Below are 24,710 nucleotides of genomic sequence, written 5' to 3' on the forward strand. Positions count from 1 at the left end.
TCAACCCGCCACGCGAGCCCAGGGCGTAGTCCCTGACATCACGCCGGTCCGCCTCGGTGAACCCGGCGTACTTGACGGAGTTCCGGCGGGCCAGCGCCGCCACCTCGCCCCGGGTTGCGGTGGATGAACTTCAAGCACACCGCCGTCACCCAGGTCGTCGTCGGTGATCCGCACCAGCCCGATTCCCTCCGGCGGCCCACGGGCCAGGTGTGGGAACTCCTCGGCCGACAGCGGACGGGCACCGCCCAGCGCACCCGGCAGCCGCGCCTCCAGCTCGGTCCGCACCGGATCAGGCAACCCGCGCACCGCGACGCCGCCACCGCTACCGCCGGTTTCGTGGGCGGCGGTCGGGACGTCGACGGAGAGGACGGCAGCCGTGAGGTCGTCGACCCCTCCCGCGAGGTGAGCGGCGTCGGCTACCCGGCTGGCCGGCCACGCGGAACCGTCGCCGTCGATGGCTCTGGCCAGGTCGGTCGGGGTGGGCAGGTAGCGCCAGGCGCCGTCGGTGGCGAGCACGACCCGGCCCGGCCCACCAGGGCGATGCGAGCGGATGGTGGGCTCCACGTGGAAGTCCGTCGCCAGGTAGCGGGTCATGACGGCGCCGTCGACGATCGAACCGCCGCGGGTGTGGTCCTCGGTCAGCAGGACGCCCCCGGCGGGGTCGTCGTCCGGCAGCCAGTAGGCGCGGGCGGTGCCGACGTGGCTGGTCGTGAACGTTCCGTCGCCCGCCACGTACAGGGCCACGTACGACACCGCCTGGTGGCCGGTCTCGCGCGAGTAGCGGGACGTGAGCTTCTTGAACGCGGCCTCGTGGGCGTCCGTCAGCGCCTCGCCGGGCGTACGGGCGGATCCCTTCTCGAGCGCTTTGCGGTAGGCGGTGAGGAACTCGTGCGCGGCGGTGCGGGAGCCGGGATAGGAGTACACGCCGTCGACCGCCACGGCCACCCGGTCACCGCCCGGGAGCACGACCAGCGTGGCGGCGTCCTGGTTGCCGCGGTTGGGCCGTCCCCGGCGGGTGGCGGCGCTCATGTCACCCTCGGCGATGTCGTAGTCGCCGTGGGGATGCGCAGCCCCGGTCGCGGGGGGAATGACGGCCTCGGCTTCCGGGGCGGGCGCGACCCGGACGTCACGGATTCCCGGGTGGGCGGCGAGCAGCCGCTCCTTCGCCCGCCGGGCGGTCTCCATCACCGTCCAGCCGCCGAAGGTGCGGTAGAGCTTGGACTGCTTGCGATCCCCGGACCGCCGCCACGCCTCGGCCTGGTTCAGGTCGTGGCGTACCAGCATCAGCCGCGCCGCGATACGCACCGCGTCCCGTTCCGCCTCGATCTTCCGGATCGCGATCTCCAGCTGCTTCCGTTCTACTCCGTGGCCGAGCGGGGCGAGCCGGGCCTCGAGCCGGGCCAGGACGGCGTCATAGCGGTTCAGCAGGACCCGGAACCCGTTGAGCTCGCCGGTGATCTCGCGCAGCCAGGCCTCGACGGAGGGGCGCGGCCGGTCCGCGCCGGGGGCGTTCGCCAGTGCCGCCTTGGCGGCCGACAGGGTCCGGTCGACCTGGTGCGGGTACGACCCCACCGCGGCCAGCTCGGCCGCCGCCCGCAGCTCCGCCTCGCGCAGCTGCGCATACACCTCGACGCGGACGGCGACCGCGGCGGACAACAACCTGCTCGCGTCCTCGGGCAGACCGGCACCCGCCTGGTCGGTGCGGAACCAGCCCAGCCGCCGAGCCTGCTGGTGAAGCCGGTCGGCATGCTCCGCCTCCCGGATCAGGGCGGCCAGGTGGCGCCGGTGGCGCTGGGGAAGCACGAAGTGCTGCCACCGGTGCGCGACCCAGCGCTGCACGGCATGGGCCGACCGGGCGGTCACGGAACGGTCGTCCGGCCAGCTCGACCGGCCCTCTGGGTGCCGCAGCCAGTACCCGAGGCCGGCCACACCGCGGATCATGACGGCGACGTCGTCACGCAGGTCGGTCTTCCAGAAGCGGAACGCCAGATCGCCGTCGCGCAGCAGGTCGCGCAACGCGGCCACCGCGTCCCGCTCGGCGATCGTGCGGCCGGCCGTTTCGAGGCGCACACCGGTGAGCGGGGCGAGTTCGGTTCCGCCGGGCAGCGCGGCCGGGTCGGCGCGGAGGGCGTGCTTCAGCCACGGCCCGGCGAACCGCCACTGGGCGGCCAGCCTCTCATCGGCGCGGTAGCCGGTCTTCTCGTCACCGGTCAGTACCCCCAGCTCGGCCAGCTCTGTCAGGGTCTGCGCCCATCCGGTGCCACCGACCTGCTCCGCCAGCATCTGCGCGGTGACCGGCCCGTCACGGCCGAGAACGACGAGCAGCCGATCCAGGACCGTCGACGGCGGCCCGCGTGGGGCCCCGGCGGTCGCCCGGCTGATCGCGTGGGTCCACTTCCGGCGGTTGTCCCTGCGGACGACGCCGGCGAGACCGGCCTCGATCGACAGCAGCGCCGCTGCCTCCAGCCAGCCCATGGCAGCCGCCAACGGCCGCAGATCCGTATTCTCCACCGCCGTCACGTTCCCGTCGACGCTGCGGCGACGCTGTTCCGCGAGCTGCGCCACCAGCTCCCACGGATCGCTCTTCGGTGTGGTGGCGCCCGCACGGCGGAACCGCGCCTCCTCGCGCGCCAGTTCCTCCCGCGCCCGCTGGCGGTCGGGATGGTCGTTCTCGAGGTCGGCGATCGCCTCCAGGAGCTTCCTCCGCGGCTCGTCCAGGTAGTCCACGCGCAGCCGGATGCCGTCCTTCGCCGCCGCGGCCAGCAGCTCCCGCCACAGCCGGTGGCCCGGTCCCGGCCGGTCCGTCCGCGCCCGCGCCGCGTCACCCGCGAGTCCTCGCAGCAGCGCCGCGAGCTCGGGACGTGACCCGTCGCCCTCGGCGGTGAGCAGCCTCCACACCTCGTCGCGGGCCCGTTCCGCCAATCGGCGCGCGAGCACGGCATGGCGCTCGACCGTCTCGGCGTCGGCCGTGCGCCCCACGATCCGCAACCTCCGCGCGACCCGTCGCAACGCGGCCAGGTCGGCGTCCAGCTGTGTCGCCATCAGCATGACCTTCATGACGTGGTGCTCACGGCGGGTCTTCGCCGCCGCCTGCTCCGGCTCCCAGGCCTCGCGGATCCAGGCGTGGTCGAGTGTCTCCTGGGCCCACTCCGGCGCCGGCCCGGGGATCGGGGCGAACATCAGCTCCCGGAGCAGATCTGCCAGGTTCGAGTCCGGGGCCAACCCGGCTGCCTCGGCCATCGCCCGCAGCTCGTCGCGACTCTTCCGGTAGGCCTCGACGCGCTGGTGCGTGCGGTCACCACGCCACCACGCCGGCCGCGGCGGCTCCCGCTGCTCACGCGAGCTGCGGGCGCCGTAGTAGCCGGACAGGTGCTCGAGGGGGTCGCGCAGCAGCTTGTTGAACATCCACACCACGACGGCGACCACGACGAACCGAACCAGAACCTCGGTGAGCGAGTCGTGAGCCATGACCCACGCCCGGTCCTCCCCGGCCCGGTTGATAATCATCGCGGACAGGCCCGCCAGCACGGAGTCCAGCAGCTTCCACGCCGTCAACCGCGTATCGACCTGTGAGAAGTTCTTGGTCTCGACGGCGACCCAGCCCAGGAACCGCTGCCGGAGCCCCGGCGGCAGGCTGTCGGCCAGCCGCTTCGCACGCGGTGCCAGCTGCTGGCCGACCCAGGCGTTGGCGATGTCCGCGAACACCGTCGGGATCGCGTAGACCAGAGCCGCGATGGCGAACGTGGTGAGCACGTTGCCGGTGGAACCGAGCGAGCTGATCACGACGTACACGCCCGCCGACAGGACGCCGCCGATGCCGCCCTTGAACAGGCGGGTGAGTCCGGTGTCCTTGGCCTGGGACCACGCGTTCAGCAAACCGAACACGATCGACATCGCGATCGGCAGCCACAACCCCGTGGCGACGTCGAACGCCCGCATCACCCCGAGGACCGCCGAGATCACGTAGACGGCGACGGCGGACGCCCAGGCCAGCCGGCGCGGCGACCGGGTCTCGATCCCGGACTGCCGGTTCGCGTGCTGGCGGCGCAGCACGTACCGGTAGGTCAACCCGGCGTTCATGAACGGCACCAGCAGCGCCTTGACCCCGAACAGGCCCGCCTGCACCGCGAGCGTGCCCACCCACAACGACCCGGCCCGCCCGAGCAGCGCCGGCCCGAACATGCCGGCGACGGACCCGACGACCGCACCCAGCGCGACCTGCATCCACGGCGGGCCCCGGGTCTGCCGTGGCGTCCACCATGCGATCACCACCATCATCGCCTGCCCTGCCATCGCGATCATCAGGCCGGTGGGTCCGAGCACCGCGCCCGCCCCGAGCAGCCCCGCGCCCACCCCGCTACCCGCGACGAAACCGGCGACGAGACCGGCGACCGCCGCCAACCGCGCCAGCCGGCGCTCCGCCGCCGGGTGGCCATGTCGACCAGGGCCTTCCCCCGCCACGTCGAGACCCAGCCGGGCGAGCAGCCCGACCCCGATCCCGGCGACGGACCGGCCCTCGGCGGCCCGGCGCACCGCCCGCTCGGCCCGCGGCGGGGACACCCCGGCGACTACGGCGATCGTCACCGCGTCACGGCGTCGGGTGCGATCGCCGGGATCGACGCCCTCCCGTCGGTCTCGGGTCATCACCCGCAACGTCTCTGCGGCCGCGCTCTGCCGGGCAGCGACGAGGGCGATGAGGGGGTGCACCTGCGCGAACCGGACGGCCACGACGAGGACCGCGCGGTCGAACCGGAGGTCGGCGCCGAAGGCGCGCGGGGGCGCCCCGTCGCGCAGCGCACCTGCCCGGTCCACGAGCGTGCGCGCGGCATCCTCGCCGACGCCGAACTCCTGCCCGATCCGCTGGATCAGCTCGTCCCGGGTCAAAGCCTGGTCCCCCCGGGGGATCGCGGCGTTGCGGTCCATCAGCCACCTGACCCACCCCAGCTGCTCGGCCGTGGCTGAGGTCACGGCGCGGCGCTGCTCGCGGCGCACCTCGTGGCTCTCACGCACGACGGCCTCGCGTGCCCTGGCAACCCCGCGGACCTGCTGCCACAGCGTCCACTCGGCCCGCCACCGCCCGGCGATCCACCGGAACCCGGCGAACGGCCCGCCGAGCGCGGCGCGCACCCCGGTCCAGGCCGTCATCAGCACGGCACCGAAGGCCTTCCAGCGGCCGGCACTCCACACCCACAGGCCACGCGCCAGCGCTCCCGCCCGGCCGGCCCCGGCCCGAACCAGTTCGGGGGCACGAGCAGCAATGTCCCGCAAACCGCGGATGAGCGCGTCTCCGCCGGCCGCCTTCTCCCTCACCCGCCCCGGCCAGCCCCGCAGCCGGTCCCGGACCCGATCGGCCCGCTCACGCAGCCAGGACCGCACACCCGAGAGCCGGCCGTGCGCGCTGCCGGCCCAGCGTTCGCCCAACGCCGCCGACCATCCACGGATCGCGGCCCCCTGCCGCGCCAGCGCGCGCAACCCGACGAACACCGCGACGACACCGGCGACGGCCAGTCCGACGATCCCCACCGTCCGCCACGGCAGCTCGGGCACCGTCACCGGTGGCTGCACCGGTGACGGGCTCGGAGCCGGGACCGGAGTCTTGTCCGTCGGCGGCGTCGGGTCCGGCGACGGCGTCGGATCCGGGCGCGGCGTCGAGTCCGGCGGCGGCGTCCGGTCCGGCGGCAGCGTCGAGTCCGGCGGCAGCGTCACGTTCGGCGGCGTCACGCCCGGCGGCGGCGTCACGCCCGGCTGCGGCCTCGGGGCCGGAGCGGGGGCCGGCGTGGCGGGTGGCGCCTCCTTGCCCGGCTCGCCCACACCACCCGGCTGGGACTCGGGGTCCGCACCGGGCACCGTGAACCAGTCACCCATGGGGCTGCCGGTCTCGGAGCGGTACGCGGGGTAGATGCGGTCACGGCTCTCGACGGTCGGGAACCGGTCGCCCAGCTCCTGCGCCAACCGGTCCGGGGCGATCCCCAACCGCGCGGCGACCACGTCGAACGCGTCCCCGGGCTGCACCCGGTAGATCCCGTCCCACTCCGCCGGAACCGTGAGGGACTCACCGACGTGGATCAGGTCCCGGCTCTGCACCGTCGGGAACCGGCCGGGGTCCGCATCCACGAACGCCTGCACCGACACGCCGTAGGCGCGCGCCAGCATCGTCAGGCTGTCGTTCTCCTGCACGTTCGTCGTGTGCTGCTCCGCCTCCGTGGCCTGCTCGGACGGGGCGTGCGGCAGCCGAGCCTGCGCATCGTCATGGGAGGCGACGACGGTCTCGGCCACGGCCGGGGTGTGAGCGGGTAGCTCCATTGCTCGCGCCTGCGCGCCGAGCGCCTGATCCGCCGGAGCCGACACCGCCATACCGGCCATGAGCTGATCCGACATCGTCGTGTGGGCAGCGACTCCGCCGGCAACACCACCGGAGAACAGCAGACCGGCCGTCACGACCGCTACAGCCCGGGCCAGTACCACCCGGAGCGGCGGGGCCCGGGTACGGAGCAGACCGCGGACCCGTTCCACCACCCGACCGCGATCAACCGCAAGCCAACCGAGCGCCGTGACCACCCCGACCGCGCCCACCACCAGCCCACCCGCCAACCAGGTTGCGCCGATGCCGGCGGCGACCGCCATCGTCAGCACCACGCCGAGGGAGGCCGACCCTCCCTCCCCGGCGTCCGACGAACCGCGGTCCGGCTGCCCGGCCCCGCCAGGACCCTCACTCGGGAGCCTGACCACCTCGGGGTCGGGAGTGCCGCCCATTCGCTCCATCGGCACCCCAGCCGCGGTGAGGGCGTTCGGCCCCCGCACCGACCACCCACGCACCAGCGGACGCAACCACCGCCACCCAGCCGCCACCGCCGCCAGCAACCCCGACCCGACCACCACGCTGACCGCCACAGTCGGATCCCCGAGCCACCCGACCAGACCCACCGCCACGGCCCCCGCGCCAAGACCCGCCCAGCCCAGGCGCATCTCTCCGGACTCCGACGACTTGCGGGCGGAGTCACGACCATCAGAATCGGTCCGCATCTGCTGGGCAGCGGCCCTCTCCCGGGCCGCAGCCCACACACTCTCCTCCACCGCGACGACCCGGAACGGGGGAGTCCCGGCATAGAGCTCAGTGGTTCTCTCGTCGACTGCGACGAACTCCGGACCGACGCTCTCCAGGATCTGCCCGGGCACGTATGGGACCCCTTCCGAGGCGTACCCGATCTGCGTCACGGAAACAACGACGGCCCGATGACCGTCGGGCAAGATCCCTTCGTTCGATGGGAAGCCAACCGCACCCAACCACACGGTGGCGGCCGTGTGGTACTCGATGAGCACATGCCCTGGATTCGGAAGAAGGAGACCGCGGTACACCTTCTGGGTGGGGTGAGTCGGACCGAGGAGAATCGCCTCCATCAAGCCAGCCATGGCTTTCGTGCGGCGGCGATCCACCCTCTGCGAGGCACGACCGAAGGCCAACAGTCGATGGTGATACATCATTAAATGATCCTTGCGTGAACCCAGGCCCCCATCTGTGACGGTCGGGGAGAATTCCCCGACAGCATCGACCAGATCCGGCCTGCCGCTCGATGCAACACGCTCCCACCAGCGCAACGACCACCGGTACGCCGAGTCCTCCGACACGGTTTCCGCCAACGTATCCAATGACCGGCCAGGCGTGGTGGAACCCGGGATGCCCGCTGCCCGTCTGGCCTCGTCATGCGCGACGAACAATCGGTGTTGAACGTCCTTGAGAATCAACTCTCGCCGAAGATAGACCATCTCAGCATTTCGCCTGCGGTAACGGTCGATCCATTGCAGCCAGAAGACCAGCCGAGAGACCTTGCGCACGGCCGCCCATGCCAATGCAGCATTCAAGTCGAAATCGCCAGCACCTCCGGCGGGAGCAAGGCGAGCAACCATTTCGCCCAATGATGCTATGTCTCGATCCATACGTCGAACAAGACCTGCGAAGGCGGCCCATGCTGCGAGGAGGCCACCGACCACGGAAAGGCCGATCGTCAACCCGGCGATAATCCGATTCAGCTTCTGCTGTTGCAGATGGCGCTCGAGCTCGGCGGTCAGCCCATCCATCTGGGCGCGCAGCCCCAGAAGCTCCGCACGTCCCTCCTCACCGAATCCCGTCAGTTCATCGAGCCGATGTTGCGCATCGTCCGCACGCAATGACATCTCGTCAAGGTGCCCGACCAGATCGCTGGCCTCTCGGGTGTGCAGAACCCCCCACAGGCTGGAGGAGTCAAGGGAGAGCGAATTGATCTCCGACTCCCAATTCGAGTTCAGCTCGTCGGCACGGCTGGCAATTCGGGACGCTGCATCGGAGATCCGCTCCACTCCCGCCTCAGCAGAATCCCATTCAAGCCCGGACGCATCGGACCCCAGCCGATCGGCATCGGCGAGGATCTGTCGCAAAGCTTCGGCGCGGAGCTTCAGCTCCAGTGCCCGGTCCTCCAGGCGGGAAATCTCACCCGCCCGGCTCGCCATCCAGCGATCGCCCGTCTCGTTCAGCTGGACTGTCAGCTTTTCGAGCCGCTCGATCTGCTCCGATATCTGATCGAGCGTGCTGTCGAACTCGTCGATCCGTTCCGCCAGCTGCCCGATCGGAGCTCGATCCACAGCATCACGCAGCAGCAATGCCTCGACCATGGGCTCGTCTCTCAGTAGACGAGTCAGCTCGGCGTCGATCCGGAAGGCCGCGGCCGAAATCCGAGCGGCATCCCGGTCACCGGTGCTGGTGGCGAATGCTGCCGCTTCCGCACCGAGGTGATTCGCACCATGTTCCAGGGCGTACCGGCCGGACGCCTCCACCGCAGTCGCGCGTTGAACGAGGTCTTCCACCCGCTCCCGCAGCCGCGACCGCGCAGCCGCCTGATCGGCTGCCAGTACCCCGGAGCTCGTCTCGCTCCGACCCTGCGCGATTCCCGCCTCCACTGTCGCCGGGTCCGCGTGCGCCGCAGTCCAACCGGCTCCCGGGACAGCGACACCCACAGCCAGGACGAACGCGACGGCCACAGCCGCGAGCACCCGCCGCTGCGCAGGGGGGCCACGCACCGACCACCCGCGCACCAGCGGACGCAACCAACGCCACCCAGCCGCCACCGCCGCCAGCAACCCCAACCCGGCCACCACAGCGACCACCACAACCGGCCCCACAAGCCAGCCGGCCAGACCCACCGCCGCACTCGCACCAAGAGCCGCCGCCCACCCCGCGATCGTCTCCCCAGACTCCTGCCCTCGACGCGGATTCCCGTCGATCTCACCAGCGGGCCCTGCCGCACCGGACTCACCCGACCGCCCCGCCACCTCCGGCGATTCGACAACCCGCACGCCACCCGCCCGGAGCGCAGCCACGACGCGGTCGCGCAGCACCTCGTGGCCGACGGCCTCGGAGCCACCCACGTCGCCCGCGAATCCCCGAAGCCGGAAAACCAGCAACCCGCCGGCGTCCACGCCCATCTGCGCAGAAGCAGCCAGCACCTCACGACCCCGGCCCCCCGGGACGGCTTCGGCCTGCCGCATCCCGGTCCACGCCGCCGGCTCGCCGCGCTCCACCTGCGGCGTGATCCACACGGTGCCGTCGGCAACCACCACCACACGGAACCGCCGGTACGGGTTGGCCACGACCAGGTCGATTGCCTCGGGAGCGCCGACCGCGGCCGAGGTCAGCTCACCGCGCGACCTCCGACCCGTGCCCGCACCGAACCAGAAGATGTCGAGCGCCCGCCGAAGGCCGACCTTCCGCACCCACAAGATCAACCCGGCAGCGGTCATCAGAGTCGTGAGGCCGATCCTCCACAACGAATCCGTCGCCTGGTCGACCGCCAGGTCAATGCCCCACTGCCTGGCCTGCTCGGGCGCATTCCGCGCGCGCTGTTCGTCCAGTCGCTGCTCCAGTTCGAGGAGCCCCCACGACGACTGCCGCGCTTCCGCGACGGTCAGCACGACGTCGAGCTCGGCGAGAGTGCCGACGTGGTCGGCGACCGCGACCCGAACATCGGCGGGATCGGTTCCGGGATCCCCGAGCCGGGCCCGCAGCTCCCCGGCCGCCGAGACCCCGCCGGCCGGGTCATCGATCCCGCCGAGAACAGCATCGACCTCGCGCGCGATCCTTGCCGCGGACTCGACGATCGCCGCCGCCCCCTCGACGGATCCGGCCGCCTCGCCCAACTCCTGCGCCCGACGCCCGATGTCCCGGATCTCCTCGTAGCGGTCCCGGTACTGGTGTGTGATGCCGTCCATCTCCACCAGCCAGCTACCCAGCACCTGCCGCTCGGCAGCCCCGGTCGGCGAGACGACCTGCTCACGTTCGCCCAGGCGCCGCTCCAGGTCCTCGAGCACCCGCTCCTGCTCCGGCAACTCGTCGACCAGCGCCTCCGCAGCGGCGATGTCGGCCTCGACGAGAGCGATTCGACCGTCCGGCCCGGCACCCGCACCCACACGCTCGACCTCGTTCGAAAGCGCCCTGGCCGACTCGTGGAGCTCGATCGCCATGAACAGCACGACGAACACATCGGCTTCCACCGCGGACGCCCGTTCCCGGATCCGATCGGAGTCCGCGTCACCCGCCAGCACGTCGCCCCGTACCGACAACATCCGCGCCCGACCGGCGACCGCGGCACCCCGCTCACCCGCCTCGTTCGACAGCCTCGTTGCCCGATCCACGAGGTCGGCGAGCCGCTCCGGCGCCTCACCGTCCCGCTCCCGCGCAGCCACGACGCTCCCCGCCGCCGCATGGGCCGTAGTCGATCCCGCACCAGCGGCCGGCCCGCCGAGCACCGCGGTCGCGGCGAACACCACCACCGCGACGCCTCGCAGCAGCCGCCGACCAGCCATCGACGTGGCCTTCACAGCCGCAACTCGCACCGCCGCAGCTCTGCCCGGAGGCGCCCGAGCACGCACCCACGCCAGCACCGCCGATGCAGCCCATGAGGTCGCCATCACCAGGCCGGCGGCTGTCAGCACCGGCATGCCCAGGACGAACCCCGCCACCACCCCCACCGCTCCCAGCAGCAGCGAACCACCCGCGAGAGTCCCGACCGACACCTGCCCGGCATCGTGGCGCGGCGCGTCATCCGCATCGGACAGGCGTGGCGTCGTCTCCCCGACCAGCTCCCCGAGGAGCTCGTGCAGGGGGCGCCGGCCGAGCCCGAGTGCCGTGCCCAGCTTCTCGGGCAGCAGGCCGGCGTAGGCGGTGGTCGCGGCTTGCCGCACCGCCTCCTCGATGTCTGCTGCATCTCCCGTGGCGTGCTCGACCGTGGGCGGAGCGGTCGCGGTCCCCCAGTACAGGAGCCGCGCGGCCAACCCGAGCGACTCGACCTCGCGCAGCGTCACCCCGGCCGGTGCGGCGCGCGCCTCGATCGCGCGAGCCAGGTCCTCGACGGTGTGCCTCGTCTGCTCGTCGCGGTGGCCACCCAGTCCGGCTCCGAGCCATACGGCAACGACGGCGCGCGTCACCACGCGTTGACCGGTTCCGTCCAACGCGTTCGCGAGGGAACGCAGCTCGGCCCGCGCGAGCGCGACCGACGTCGCCGCCGCGTTTCGGCTGCGGAGTCGGCCAGGGGCGCTCCAGCCGCGGCCGGCGCCGAGGAGCAAGGTGAGGAGATCGCGGCGAGGCAGCTTCCAGCGCCGGCTGGCGGGGTACTCGCCGAGACCACGCCGGATCGCGTCACGGCGGACCTGCCTGGGGATCTTCCAGTGGTGGGTGCCCCGATCCCGGAGGGTCGACTCCAAGGCCGCGACCGCGGCCCGCTCCACCGGGGTGACGCCTTCCGGCCCGAGCCGCTGGACGGTCAGCGCGGCCAGGTCCGCGCCACGCGGCAGTGTCCGGTCACCGGCACGCACCTGCTGCCGCAACCCTCGACGGGCCTTCCGCCAGAGCTTGGCCGGCTCAGGTTTCGCACGGTAACCCCGGACGATGTCCCCATCTGCCAGACCCAGCCGCACGAGCGCATCCATCGCCTCGGCCCAGCCGACGCCACCGTAGGCGGCCTGTAGCCGCGCCGGGTCGACCCTGCCCCACCGCCGACCTGCGAGCACCGAGAACCGCTCCAGCAGCGTCGTGGGAAGCCGCAGCGATGAGGTGTCGCGCCCCCACGTCAGTGCGGCGGTCAGCGCGGCGTAACCCACGCCGTAGACCAGGTCCATCAGGTCCGGAGAGGTCAACGTGTCGAAGATGCGGTACCCGAGGTAGTTGAGACCCCACTGCGTCTCGCTCGTCGCGTTCAGCAGCACCGCCAACGGCACCAGGACGAACGGGATCCAGAACCGAACGAACGACCACAACTCCGCCCGCGCGAGGTAGGTCCTTCCGGAGAAGTAGCGCTCGTGCGAGAACCGCGCGACAACGACCAACGCGGTGGCCATCAGGCTGAGCGACAGGTTCCCGGCGTGATCGAACACGTCGAACGGCTCGGGCAGCATGTCGCGCAGGTTCAGAACCGCGGTGTTGGCGAACACGTCGATCCGCTCGGGCAGGATCCCCGCCAGCGCCAACCCGCCCTGGGCCAGCCAGCTCAGCACGGCTCCGACGCCGAAGCTCACGACGATCCACCGCCAGCGGGCGACGAACCGGCCGGGCGCGCGGCCCGCCTCCTGCGCCGCACGCGCTCTGCGCAACGCCTCGGCGAATCGTGCCGGGAAGGCACCGTGGCGGGCCTGCGCGAGCACCCCGTACCACCAGGCACCGTCCAACCTGCCTGCGCTCAGGTGCGCGACGACCTCGTCCAGCATCGCCGTGGTGATCACGGCAGCGCCGTGAACGGCAGACCAGGACACGGGCGGCGCAGATGCGGGCGTCTGGCCGTCTGACACCAACACCCTGATCCCGGGTGGGCCTCGAGGCATCACGTACGGCGCCATCTCCAACGGAGTCATCCGGCCGCCCGTCGCCGGCACCGCATGCACGTCCGGCCGGTCCGCATCCGGCGGGCCCGCCGCCACAGCCGCCGCGCCACCGTCGGCCACCGCGCTGTGCTGCGACGCCCGCGCCTGCCGGTCCGCGCGCGACTTCCGCAGATGCGCCGCGATGCCCGCGGCTACCAGTGTCACGAAGACGGTCACGTTCCCTGCCCATCGCGCCCACCGGGATCGCCACTCGGCCTGCGGCTCGGCGACCTCCCAGCGCGCGTTCAGCTCCGCCAGCTGCGCGTGCAGCGCGGGCAGTTCGGAACGCAGCTTCTCGCCCGACGGAGACACCCGACCGAGCCGCCCCTCCAGTTCGTCGGCCTGCCCGGTCAGTTCGTCGAGCCGCCCCACCAACCCATGGGCCGGGACGCCCTCCAGGGTGGTCCAGAGCGCGAACGCCTCATCGGACAGCCTCGCGGCCGCAGGTCCGTCCGAGCTCAGCCCCGCGAGGCGCGCTTCGAGTCGGTACGCATCCCGCGAGACCTGGAAGCCCGCGCCATCGCCGTCGAACGGGCCCGCCCGTTCCCCCAGATCGTGCGCCGCCGACAGCAGCTCGTCCCGGCGATCAAAGTGATCATCCAGCGCACGGGTGCGCTGCATCAGGTCCAGGGCCCGCTCCTCGAGCCGGGCGATCTCATCGGCCCGGACCGCCGTCCAGGCCTCGTATCGACGCTCCAGCTGCGCCGTCAGCCCATCGAGCCGCGCGTCCAGCCCGGCCAGCTCCGACCGCAGCTCCCGGTCCGGGGCCAGCCCCGTGAGCCGGTCCTCGAGCGCATCGAGGCGTTCCGACACCTTGCCGACCGGCACTCCGTCGAGCTCGACGCTCAGGATCAGAACGTCGTGGCCGAGGCTCCCGAGGTCGGCCCCTCGATCAGCCAGCTCCGCGGCCCGCGCCTCGATCTCGTTCGCATCCTTCGCGATCCGCCCGGCCCCGGCGTCACCGGCGGCACCCGCGAACCGGCCCGCTTCGCGGGCAACGGAATCCGCCTCCCTGCGCAATTCGTCGCCGCCCTGGTAAACCCCCTGCGCCTCCCACACGCGCCGATCCAGGTCGTCGACCCGATCACGCAGCCCCGACCGTTCGTCGGCCCGATCGGCCGCCACATCGGACGACGCCCCCTGCTCCGGCACCGCGGGCACGCTGTCCGAACCCGCAGCGGAGAGGGGCCCGCCGAGCACCGCCGCGCCGGCAAGCACCAACGCCACAGCTCCCCGCACCGACACCCGACCCGCGGGCGCAGCCCGGCCACGGCGAGTCGGCGGAGCCCGGGTACGGAGCAGACCGCGGACCCGTTCCACCACCCGCCAGCGCTCGACCGCGACCCAGCCCAGCGCCGCGACCAATCCGACCGCCCCCGCCAACAGCCCACCGGACAACCACACTGCGCCGATGCCGGCGACGACCGCCATCGTCAGCACCACGCCGAGCGAGGCCGACCCGTCCTCCGCGCGGCCCACCCCTGTGGCACCGATCCGTCGCCAGAGCGCGGCGGGCGGACCGCGCCGGGCCTTCCGTCCAATGCTGACCGTCCATCGCCCGGTTTCGGGGTCGACGTCGTGCACCCGGACCGAGCGGCCCTCGTCCAGTCGTGCAGCAACCCCAGCCGGATCGAGGGTCCTGCTGCGGCCGCGCGCGGCGACCGGGGCACCGAAGGCGTCCGACCGCTCGGTCGCCTCAGCCCGGTAGCGGTCACGGCGGGTGGGGTTACCGAACCCGGCGGCGCCCTTCTCGTTGTTCCGGATGAAGTCGCCGGCGGCCGCCATCGACGCCGTCAGCGCGGCACCCAGCGGTCGGGGCCGGCCCGCGGCCTCGGCGGCGAGCACCGACTCGATCCAGGCGAGGTCGGCCAGCACACGCCCGCGGGCCCCATCGTCCAGCGCGGTCGCCACCAACGCATCACCGCGCCGGAGCACACCCCCCAGCAGGGCGATGACTTCGCCCTCACCCAGCCGGCCGTAGACGGCCGGGTCGTGGTGGAGCATCACCCGCAGTTCGCTCTCCAACGAACCGTCCGGGGTGACCTGCGGCATCAACGGGTTGTGCCCAGACCCGCCGAGACCCTGGTTCGGCCAGTACCGCTCGGCCATGTCGAAGTCGATCTGGACCGCTCGGCCGTGCTCGTCGACCACGACACTCCTCGGAGCGCTCCCATCCCAATTGCCCGACAGGGCGTTGCGCACCAGGTTCACCGCAAGCTGATCGAAGACGTCGTCGCGGGTGTCGGAATCGAGATCCCGCCACTCGTTGAGCGTTCTCCCCGGCACCGGGTCGCTCAGCACGACCCCCCGGCCTGGTAGCACGGCCACCATGCTGCGGTGGGTGACCGTCGCCTCCACCAACACCAGTCGCATCGTCGGGGCCAGCCCGCCCAGCAGCCGGAACTGCAGGTTCGCCGCAACCTCAACAACCGTGTGCCGCGGCCCGCGGCCGCGCTTGAGCACGAACAGCCGTCCGCCGATCTCGACCAGCACGACGTCGAGGAACTTCAGCATTTCCCGCACGGTCGGAGCGCCTCCCATCCGCTCCAGCGGTAGTCCACCGATCGAGGCGTTCGGCCCCCGCACCGACCACTCGCGCCCCACGTTCGTCTCGCCGGACTCCGGCCGGTGAAGCGGATTCCCATCGATCTCGTCGACGCGCACGGCCTCACCGGACTCGCCCGAGAGTCCCGTCGGCGCCTCCGGCGCCCCGGCAACCCGCCCCTCATCTGCCAGTTCGATCTGCTGTTCGCGCAGGCGCAGGTGCTGGTCGTCGAGGTACTCGCGGATCTCGTGCACCTGCCGGGTGCCGACGCCGAGCGGCTCGTGCAGTTCCTCGGGCACCAGCTTCGCGAAGGCGGCGGCGAGGACGTCGCGCAGCGGGTCTCCGACGTCGATCGGATCGGGGAGGGGGCTTCGGTAGTCCCTCTGCTTGGGCTGGAACGGAGCCGTGGCATCCGCCCAGTACTCCAGCGGAACGGCGATCCCGATCAGCTCGGTGATCCGCAGCGCCTCGGCATCCACCACGCCGGCCAGGTACAACTCCACCGCTAGCGACACCACCCGGTGTCCCACGACGTAGGGCATGTACGGGCTCACCTCGGTGAGGCCCCCCTTGCCCCGTATTTCGCGCATGACCTCCGCCACGTCGTGGCGTAGCCGGTTGCGCTCACCCCGGGACAGCCCCAACCCATCGACGGCGGTGTCGAAGCCCTTCTTCGCGATCCTGAACGACGATTGGATCGCGTCCTTCGCGACGGTGGGGCGGCCGACCCCGTCCAACATGGCCAGGTAGCGCTGGTCGAGGTAGAGAGCCACGAGCCGCTGCCAGTCCGGGCGGTTGGCGAACAGCGCGACGATGCGGTCCCGCTCGGCCCACTGGTCGGCGATGATCTGCCAGGACTCCTCCCAGCCGCGACCGCCGATCTCGTCGAGCACACGCTGCGGCAGCCAGGTCGGCTGCCGTTGCTCGTCGACCGGCATGGAGGAGCGCCCGGCCACCCGACCCGCGAGCTCGGCGACCATCCGGCGCTGCTCTCCGCCGAACCCGTCCCGCTCGGCGTAGAGCGCCTCCGTCAGCACTTGCAGGACGCCCCAGGCATCCATGGCGTAGACGACGAGCTCGGTACCCTCGGTGCGGGCGAGCGCGGTCACCTTCCGGCCACTCGGATCGGTGATCGGTTCGTGCAGGAGCCGCAGCCGCACCGCCGGGACCGGGCCCGTCCGGTCGAGGGGCTGACCACGCAGGATCGCGAGCGTGTAGGCGACGTAGCGCCGCAGCGTCGCCTGCTGAGCCGGGAAGCCGACCGGCATGCTCGCCCAGAACCCGCGGTAGGGATTGAGGCGGTCGGCCCAGGTGTCCCGGGTCGCCTGGTCCAGATCAACCGCACCGAGCAGGGACACGATATCCGGGAGCGCCGCGAGGATCGCGTCGTTGCCCGGCAGCCGCCGCTCGGCCCGCGGGGCCGTCCTCAGCCCCTCGAGTTCCTCCGCGATCGTCCGGGCCTCCGCGAGGAGCTCCCCGGCCGTCGCGGCATCGGGTGCGCGGTTCAGGCCCGCGGGCAGCCATTCCAGCAGCTCCATCTTCGCGTCCCGCCGCCGCGTGCGCTCAGCCGCCGCGGTGTGCCCGCGCACGGCCGCGCGCCGCTCCGCGTACCACCGCGCGATCCGGTCCAGGTCGTTCACCCGCACCCGGGCCGCGGCGCGCGCGGCGTGCAACTCGCCGACCAGGTCCCGCGCCTCACGCAGCAACTCGTCCTCATCGCGGACCATCGCATCGGAGACGTGGCGGGAGTACCCGTACATCAGCAGGTTCTCCTTGAGATACCTGGTCCTCTCCACCCCGCGGGCCGGCGTGATGTGGTCGACCTCGGCGCGCAGGTCGGCGAATATCACGAACAGGGGCTCGCCGTTCTGTTCGGTCGTGTGGGCGAGCACGTCCGTGAAGTGCTCGAAACCGTCCCGTGGCAGCTCGAGCACGCCGGGGAAGCTCGTCCCGAGCATCGGCGACGCCTGCATCAGCAGCTCCGGGTCGTCCCGGAACATCCGAGCGAGCTTCGCCTCGAACACCGCCTTCCGCAGGCCCCGCAGCTCGTACCCGGTGTCCGGCGAGTCCGCCAACGACCCGCTGCGGAACCTCCGGAGCCCGCCGGGCCGTCCCGGGCTGTCGCTGTCGGTGACACCGCTGCCCGAGCGCCGACGGGCGTCACCCTGACGGGCGCGCTGTCCCACGGGCACCGCCAGCACGACGCCGTCCGGCGAGAGCACCATCCGGTCCGGTCGCTCCCAGTCCGCGACGGCGCTGTCGATCTGCGCCTCCGTCACGCCCAGCCGAGCCGCCAGGTCGGCGACGGTCGCCGCACGGGCCTCGCCCAGGCTCAGCTTGACCTTCATCGCCAACGGCAGGTCATCGGCAAGGCCGCGTTCGTGCTCGTCGTGGGGCAGCCCGTCGACCTCGGAGAGGCCGTCGAGGTGGAAGTCGTTCTCGTGGGCCTCGAACCGCACCCACCACTCCGGCGGCAGCAGCCCCAGCCGGGTCATCCAGACGAGGTCGCGGTAGGTCTCGGCGAACATCACCTGCCGGCCCAACGGCGCGAAATCCGGATGCCGCCAGGCGAACCCGAGCATCCGGCTCGGCAGATCGTGCAGCTCCCGGGGCAGCACCGCGAAGGCCGCGGCGTTCTCGATCAGGTCGATCGGCCGCTCGGTGACCGGGTTCTCGAACTTGTCCGGCAGCTGCGCCATCGCGTACAGCTCGGGCAACGACGCCTCGAACGCCGCCACCTGCACGTCGCCGAGCGGTGCACCGAACATCGCCGCGCCCGCGTCACTCGCGGGGGCGCTGTCACCGGTGGCCCGACGATCGGTGCCGGGAATGTTGTCGTGAACGGCGTGCGGAGGTGGGCCGCGTGCGGTCGCGTCCACCTCGACGGCCGAACCCTTCGCCATGGGCCCGGCCGTGGCCGGGCCGGCCGGGGACTCCGGCGTGCTCCCACCCGCGGTGGGCACGGCGTCGTTCGACCCCGCGCCGCCCGCGCCCGTGCCCCCCGCCTGCCCGGCGTGTGAGGTGCTCGGCAGGCCGCCTGCCCCGTTCTGGCGGGGGCTGCCGTCGCCGACCGGGGTCGAGCCGGCCCGTCCGGCGCCACCCGTCCCGGCTCCGCCGGCCGCCGCCTGCGCAGAGTGGGGGCCGGCCCGGGGCATCTCCGGATCGGTTCCGGCCGGGAGCACGCCGCGCAGTGCGTCGAGCTGCCGGCGGATCTTGCGTTCCCCGCGCGTCGGGCTCGAGGAGCTCAGGTCCGACAGGAGAGCGTCGATCACCCGCACCGCGGTGCGGTAGATCGCCGGCTCGGGGCTGTCCACCGGGCGCCGGTCCGGGTTGTCCCACGTGAACGGGTCGTTGCGGCTCAGGTCGGCCCGCCAGCCCCCCAGCGTCACCGTGCCCTCGACGATCAGCCGCCCACCGACGTAGACGGCCGGGCGCTCCGTCCCGGTGATCCTCAGCTCGTCGGCGTCACGGCCGGCGGTCTCCGCGCTGGGGTCGCCGGGAACCACGCTGAAGGCGACGTCGCCGGTGGCAGCGAGGTGTTGCGTCCCGGTCTCGTCGCGGATCACGACACCGAGCTCCATCAGCTGATCCAGTGCGACCTTCAGCCGGCCGGCGAGCTCGTCGTGCCCCGTCCGCACGGCCTTGCGGTACTCCAGCCAGATGGTGCCGGCCACCTCGGCGAGGCGCCGGACCTCCCGGCTGCCGTACATCTCGTGGCTGTCCCGCATGACGTACCACCGGCCGTCTTCGCCACGGTAGGCGTGCAGGCTCCCTACGGTGTCCGCCGCGGCGAGAACATCCTCCACGCTGCGCCCGAGGGCCTCCGCAAGGTCCGCGGCCGGCATCGGGCCGTGGTCGCGGTCGAGCCGCTGCCAGATGTCCCGGGACAGGTTTTCCCGGTCGGCGCCGGTCCTCTGGAGGGTCTCCGAATCGACCCACGGTGTCCCCGCTCCGGGATCCCGGAGCGCAGCGACCCATTCCGTGGAGAACTCGCCGATCCGCGCGATCTCCTCGTCCGGGATACCGCTGTCGGCAGCTCCACGCACGGCAGCGTCGAGGCGGCGCTGGGCGGCGGCGTTCCTCCGGACCGCCTCCGCGTACCTTTCCCTCGCCGCATCGGCCACGGCCTGCAGAGCCGCGTAGGTGCCTTCCTTCTCGGTCGTCGCGCGCTCGGAGTCGAGGCCCTCGACCGTGGTCCAGAAGACGCTCTCGTCCACGTGGGTGATCTGGATGATCAGGGAGGGCGCCATCCCGTCGAGGTAGGCCTGCCGGACAGCAGGCTCCATCTCGGCCACCTGACGGCGGTCTGCTGCCGTCAGGTCGGCGAAGGCCCGGCGCGCATCCTCGATGGCGGCAACCAGCTCCGCCTCGGCCGTGGCTGCGTCCCCGGGCGAAGCGGCGGACGAACGGGTGATGACGACGATGTCGTCGACCGGGACACCGGCGCCTCGCGCCTTGTCGATGGGTTGCTCCAGCATCGCCGGACGCAGGCGCTTGACCAGCTGAACGTGTTCGGCCGCTGTCGCCAGCGCCGCTTCGGCCGCCGCCAGGGCGGTCTCGGCGGTGGCGAGGTCCTGTCTCGCCTTGCCGAAAGCTGCCCTGGCCTGACCGTGCGCGGCGTCCACCGCCGCGACTGCCTGACGCAGTGTCGTGGCGACCGCGGCGGGGTCTGCCGCCGTCCCGGGCTCGACACCGGTGAGCAGCCGGGCCAGCTGCTCGGCCGACAAGCGGGTGATCGCGCGGATGTCGTCGGTCGGTAGGCCTTCGCGGTAGGCCTGCCGGACCGCCGGTGCCAGATCGCGGATCTCGTTCGCGCCCGCCTGCACCAGCGCGGCGCGGGCGCGGTCCACGTCCGTCGCGGCCGCTGCCATCGCGTCCCGGGCATCGATCCGGTCCTGCCATGCCTGGCGGTGCCGGGACGTCGCCACGACCAGCATCCCGTCAACCCTCGCCACTGCACCGTCCAGCGCGACCGCGCTGACGGTCTGGATGCTCCGGTCCACCTGCTCGCGGGACAGGCCGGTGGTCGTCGCGATCTCGGCAGCGCCCATCCCGGCGTCGTTCGCCTCCCACACGGGTTCTGCCAGTGCCGCCTGTGCGCTCGCCGCGACCTGCACGAGTTGAGCGCGTGCGCCGTTCACGGCCTCCTCGGCCAGCGCGGCCTCGTTGCGCAGGGCCACGTCCGCCTCGTTCAGCAGGGCCAGGCCCTCCTCGAAGGTCGCGGGTGGCGCACCCGGTCCCGGCGCGGACCCGTGCTGCGCGATCCGGGCCACGTCGGCCGGGTCGAACCCCAGCAGAGCGGCCACGGCCCGGTGGCGCAGCTCGGTCACCTGCGGCGACGGGGACGGGGTCGTGAACAACCACCGGATCAGGTTCTGGCGCCGCTCGGTCCAGGCGTTCACGGCGTCGGTCCGCCGCTGCTGCGCCGCTCGCAGCCGCTGCTGCGCCGCATCCTGCGCCGCGTCCACCGCGTTCGTGGCGGCCTGGAGCCGATCGACCGGGGTCGAGGGGGTGTGCGCGCTCCCGGCGGGCTCCGCGGTCGCCGGCTCGGCGACCCGGTCCTCCAGGGCCGCGGTGACCTGCTCAGTGGTCAGACGGGCTGCCTCAGCCAGCGCGGCAACCGACAGTCCCGACCTCTCGGCCAGCGCCTTCACGAACGGGGCCAGCTGCGCCGGACGCTCGTCGGCCGCTTCCCGGGCCGCCGTGCTGCGCATGTTCTCGAGGTCGGCGACCAGCGTGGCGAGCCGCTCCTCGAACGAGGTGACCGGGTCGCCGAGGTCGCGCCGCTCGTTCTCCAGCGCAGGCTGGTGGAGAGCGGCCTGCACCTGCTCGACCGGGACACCCAACGCAGCGGCCACCTTCTGCTGCCGCGCCGCCGCGTCCTCGGGCGAGAGCTGCGCGTCGTCCAACAGCGACCGGACGCCGGCGTCCCGCTTCCGGACGAGATCCGTCTCCTGCTGCCGCGCCGCTTCCTCGTCCAGCGCACGCGCGATCCCGCGCAGCGGTGCCTGCGCCAGGATCTCCTCGACCCGAACGAGGCTCGTGCCGGTGAGCTCGGCGATCTTCTTCGGGGGCAGCGCCGTGCCGCCGGTCCCCGCCTGCTCGACGAGGCCGGCGAGCGCCTCGTCGTTGGCGTCCACGGTCTGCTGCCGCTTCTGCGCCGCGGCGGCGAGCGCGTCCAGCCGGGCGCCGAACGTCCCCGCGGGGACGTGCACGTCGGGTGCGTCGGCGTCGCGGGGGCCACGCGCGATCTCGGCGACCTCGTCGGGGTTCATGCCGAGCACGTCGGCCAGCTGCCTGCGCCGGTGCGAGACCTCGGCGTCCGCCTGCGGATCGTCCGCGAGCAGCGTCCGGATCGCCTCGTTGCGGAATGCCGCCCATGCGGCGTCGCCCGCGGCGACCGTGGCGCCTGCGGCGGCCAGGCTCTCGTACCGCCTGCGGATCGTCTCGACGGAGTAGCGGACCGGGCGCAACACGCGCGCCGGGATGATCGCGGCCACCTGCTCCGCCGCTTGTCGATCGGACGCTGTCAGCGGGTGTTCCACCTGCTGCGTCACCAGCTGCTGCAGCCGCGCGTTCTGCTCGGCGTCCAGCCCGGAGACGTCCTCGCCCACCCGGGCGGTGGCCAGCGACGACAGGTCGATGCCGTCCGGGTTCGCGGCCCAGGTCATCGACGCCGCCACCGCCGCCGCGTTGGTGATCCGGCCCGGCGCATCCTCGTGCGACGTCGTGAGCCGCGGGCCGTTGTGGTGCCGGGCGACCTCGACCAGCATGGCGTCGTCCGCGAGCGCCTCACCCGTCAGCTGCCCGGACTTCGTGACTGCGGGTCCGGTCGTCGTCTCCTTGGCAACGTACTCGAACACGCCCGGCTGTTCCCGCACCCGGTCCTCGGCCGACCGCAGCGTGAACGACATCCCGTGCTCACCCTGGCGGCCCGAACGGCTGCGGCGCTGCATCTCGGCACGCACATTCGGCGCGGTTCCCAGGTCGATGGTGTACAGGCCGCCGCCCTCGACGTTCAACGCGGCCTTCTCCGCGGTCGCCTCCCGCTTGGCTTGCTCCCGCAGCTCGACGTACTTCGGGCTGCCCTCCTCGATGTCCGGGTTCTTCTCCCGCCACGCCGGCAGGAGCTCGTTCTCGAAGATCCAGTCCGCGTTCCCGCCCAGCTTGATGTCCTGACCCCGCAGCTCGAGGCTGGTCACGGTGATCCGCCCCCGCCTGCCGGCGTTGGCCTCGACCCGCTCCCGGTCACCGATGTTCTCGGCCGTCAGGACGTCCACCTGGTGGCCTCGGGACCGCAGCTCAGCGGCAACCGCCTCGGCGTGTGCGGGCGACTCCGCGCGCACGAGGACCGGGAAGCTCTGCCCCTTCCCGCCCTGATCGTCCGGGTCCGGCTCCCGACCCGGCTCGATCCCGTTGCGCCGGAGGAGGTCGTGTCCGCTGACGTTCCCGTCGTGCGCGGCTTCGACGACCGTCAACCCACGGTCGTCCGCCTCGGCCCGTGTTCGATAGGCCTCGTCGATGTCGTGGGCTCGGCGGCGGACGTCCGGTTCGGGCGTGACGACGTCCTTGCCGAGCGCCGCCCAGTCGGCCTCGTCACCGGCCGAACCGGTGGAGCCCGACCACGGCGTGTCCTCGAGCAGGTCGTCCAGACCCATCTGGTAGATCGTGTTCGTCGGGGACTTGACACCGGGCGCACCGAAGTGGCGCATCTCGAGAACCTCGTGGACGCCACCGGGGTAGCGCTCGTTCTTCGAATACCCGGTCCGCTCAGCAATCGGGAAGATGCCGCGATGGACGGTGCCGTCCTCGGTGGTCACCGTGGTGACGAATTCCTCACGCTCTTCAAGGCGGTTGGCACCCAGGGCAGCCTCGGTCCAGCGCTGCAGTTCGGGTTCGGTGTCGAGGTCGTACAGCGTGCCGAGGCGGGTGCGCCCAGACTCGGTCAGCCTGCCCGTCCCCGGGTCGTAGTGCCCGTTCGGGTTGTCCACGGTGACCGGTTCGAGCCCCTTGGCGGCCTGCTCGCCGAGCCCGATCTCCTTGATCGGGAGCCAGCCGTCCTCCGCAGCGGCCGCGATGCGCCAGGTCGTGTTCCTACCGTCGAGGATGAGGCTGTCGACCTCGGGGATGACCCAAAAGTCCGGCTGCACGTAGCCGTCCGGGCCACCGGTCCGGGTGCGCGCCTTGGCGAACGCGAAGGCATCGGTCGACCCGAGGACGATGTCGGCCCCGGCGAGCACCTTCGCAATGCGGTGCGCGGGCATCGACTCGTCGATGTAGCCCACCTTGACCGGCTTGCCCGCCTTGTTGGTGAGCCCGGCGGCCAGCCGGCGGACGACCAGGTCCGAATCGGCGGCCAATCCCCGGTTCGGGAACGCCATGTAGACCCGATCGCCGTCCAGCACCACGCGCGTCAGCCCACCGATGGCGTCGACAACCGTCTTCCCGCCACCGCTGATGATCTGCACAACCTTGCCGAGCGCGACGCCGATGGCCCCGATGATCTGGTCGTTGCGAAGCTTCCCGTCCGCGGGGATCAGTCCCGACTCGACGCGCGCCTCCCGGCCCAGGATCCCGACCGCGTCGGCCTTGGCCTGCTCGTCGCTGATCTCGCCGCGCTCGCGCTGCGCGCGAGTCTCCTTCAGCGCCAGATCGGTGTCGACGAACCGCGGATCGGAGCTCTCCACGACGCGCGCACGGGCGAGCGGGTCGGCGTACTCCTCCGCGGTTCTCCGGTAGGCGGCCTCGTCCTCCCGGCGCACCTCGCGGGTGCCCTCGACCGGACGGGGATGCCCATCGCCTGGTGGGCTGTGGGCGCTGCCGGCACCGGTCATCGGCTCCGCGGTGGCGATACCGGCGCCGGCCACGGTCGGGGCGTCGGCAGCCGTCGCGGCGACGCTCTCCGGTACCGCCGCGGCGGACGGGCCCTGCTCCGGCTCGCCGTCGGCATCGCCCTTGGCGGCCTTGGCTCCGACGTACTCCGGCAGCTCCACGTCCCGCGCCGCCCGACCGGCGCCGAAGACCGTGACCGCCTTCGCCCGCTCCCGCACCTTCGCCGCGGCCGCACCGGAGAGCGGAACGTTGCTGTCGACGTCGTAGTAGCGGACCGTCCCGTTCTCGGACCTCCCGTGCACCAGGTGTGCGACGTCGGAGCCCTCCACCCACACCCAGACCCCGGCGCCGCCGGGCGAGTCGGCGACGTCCTGCTCGACGGTCGCTGCGGTCGTCGACTTCGTGTGCCCGTCGTGGGCGGCCTCCAGCCGGCCCGCGACCGCCGCGGAGT

The 24,710-nt window shown here is 72.5% G+C and carries 1 protein-coding gene (running past one end of the window); it reads right to left on the reverse strand.

The features are described from left to right. Positions 1 to 24,710, reverse strand: the 3' portion of a protein-coding gene (locus K1T35_RS44680) for a hypothetical protein (RefSeq protein WP_220257682.1). The gene runs 9,193 nt beyond the window's last position; only the last 24,710 of its 33,903 coding nucleotides appear in the window; its start codon lies off the right edge, out of view; it ends in the stop codon at positions 1 to 3.

Origin of the sequence: Pseudonocardia sp. DSM 110487, from assembly GCF_019468565.1 — a bacterium.
GTDB lineage: Bacteria > Actinomycetota > Actinomycetes > Mycobacteriales > Pseudonocardiaceae > Pseudonocardia.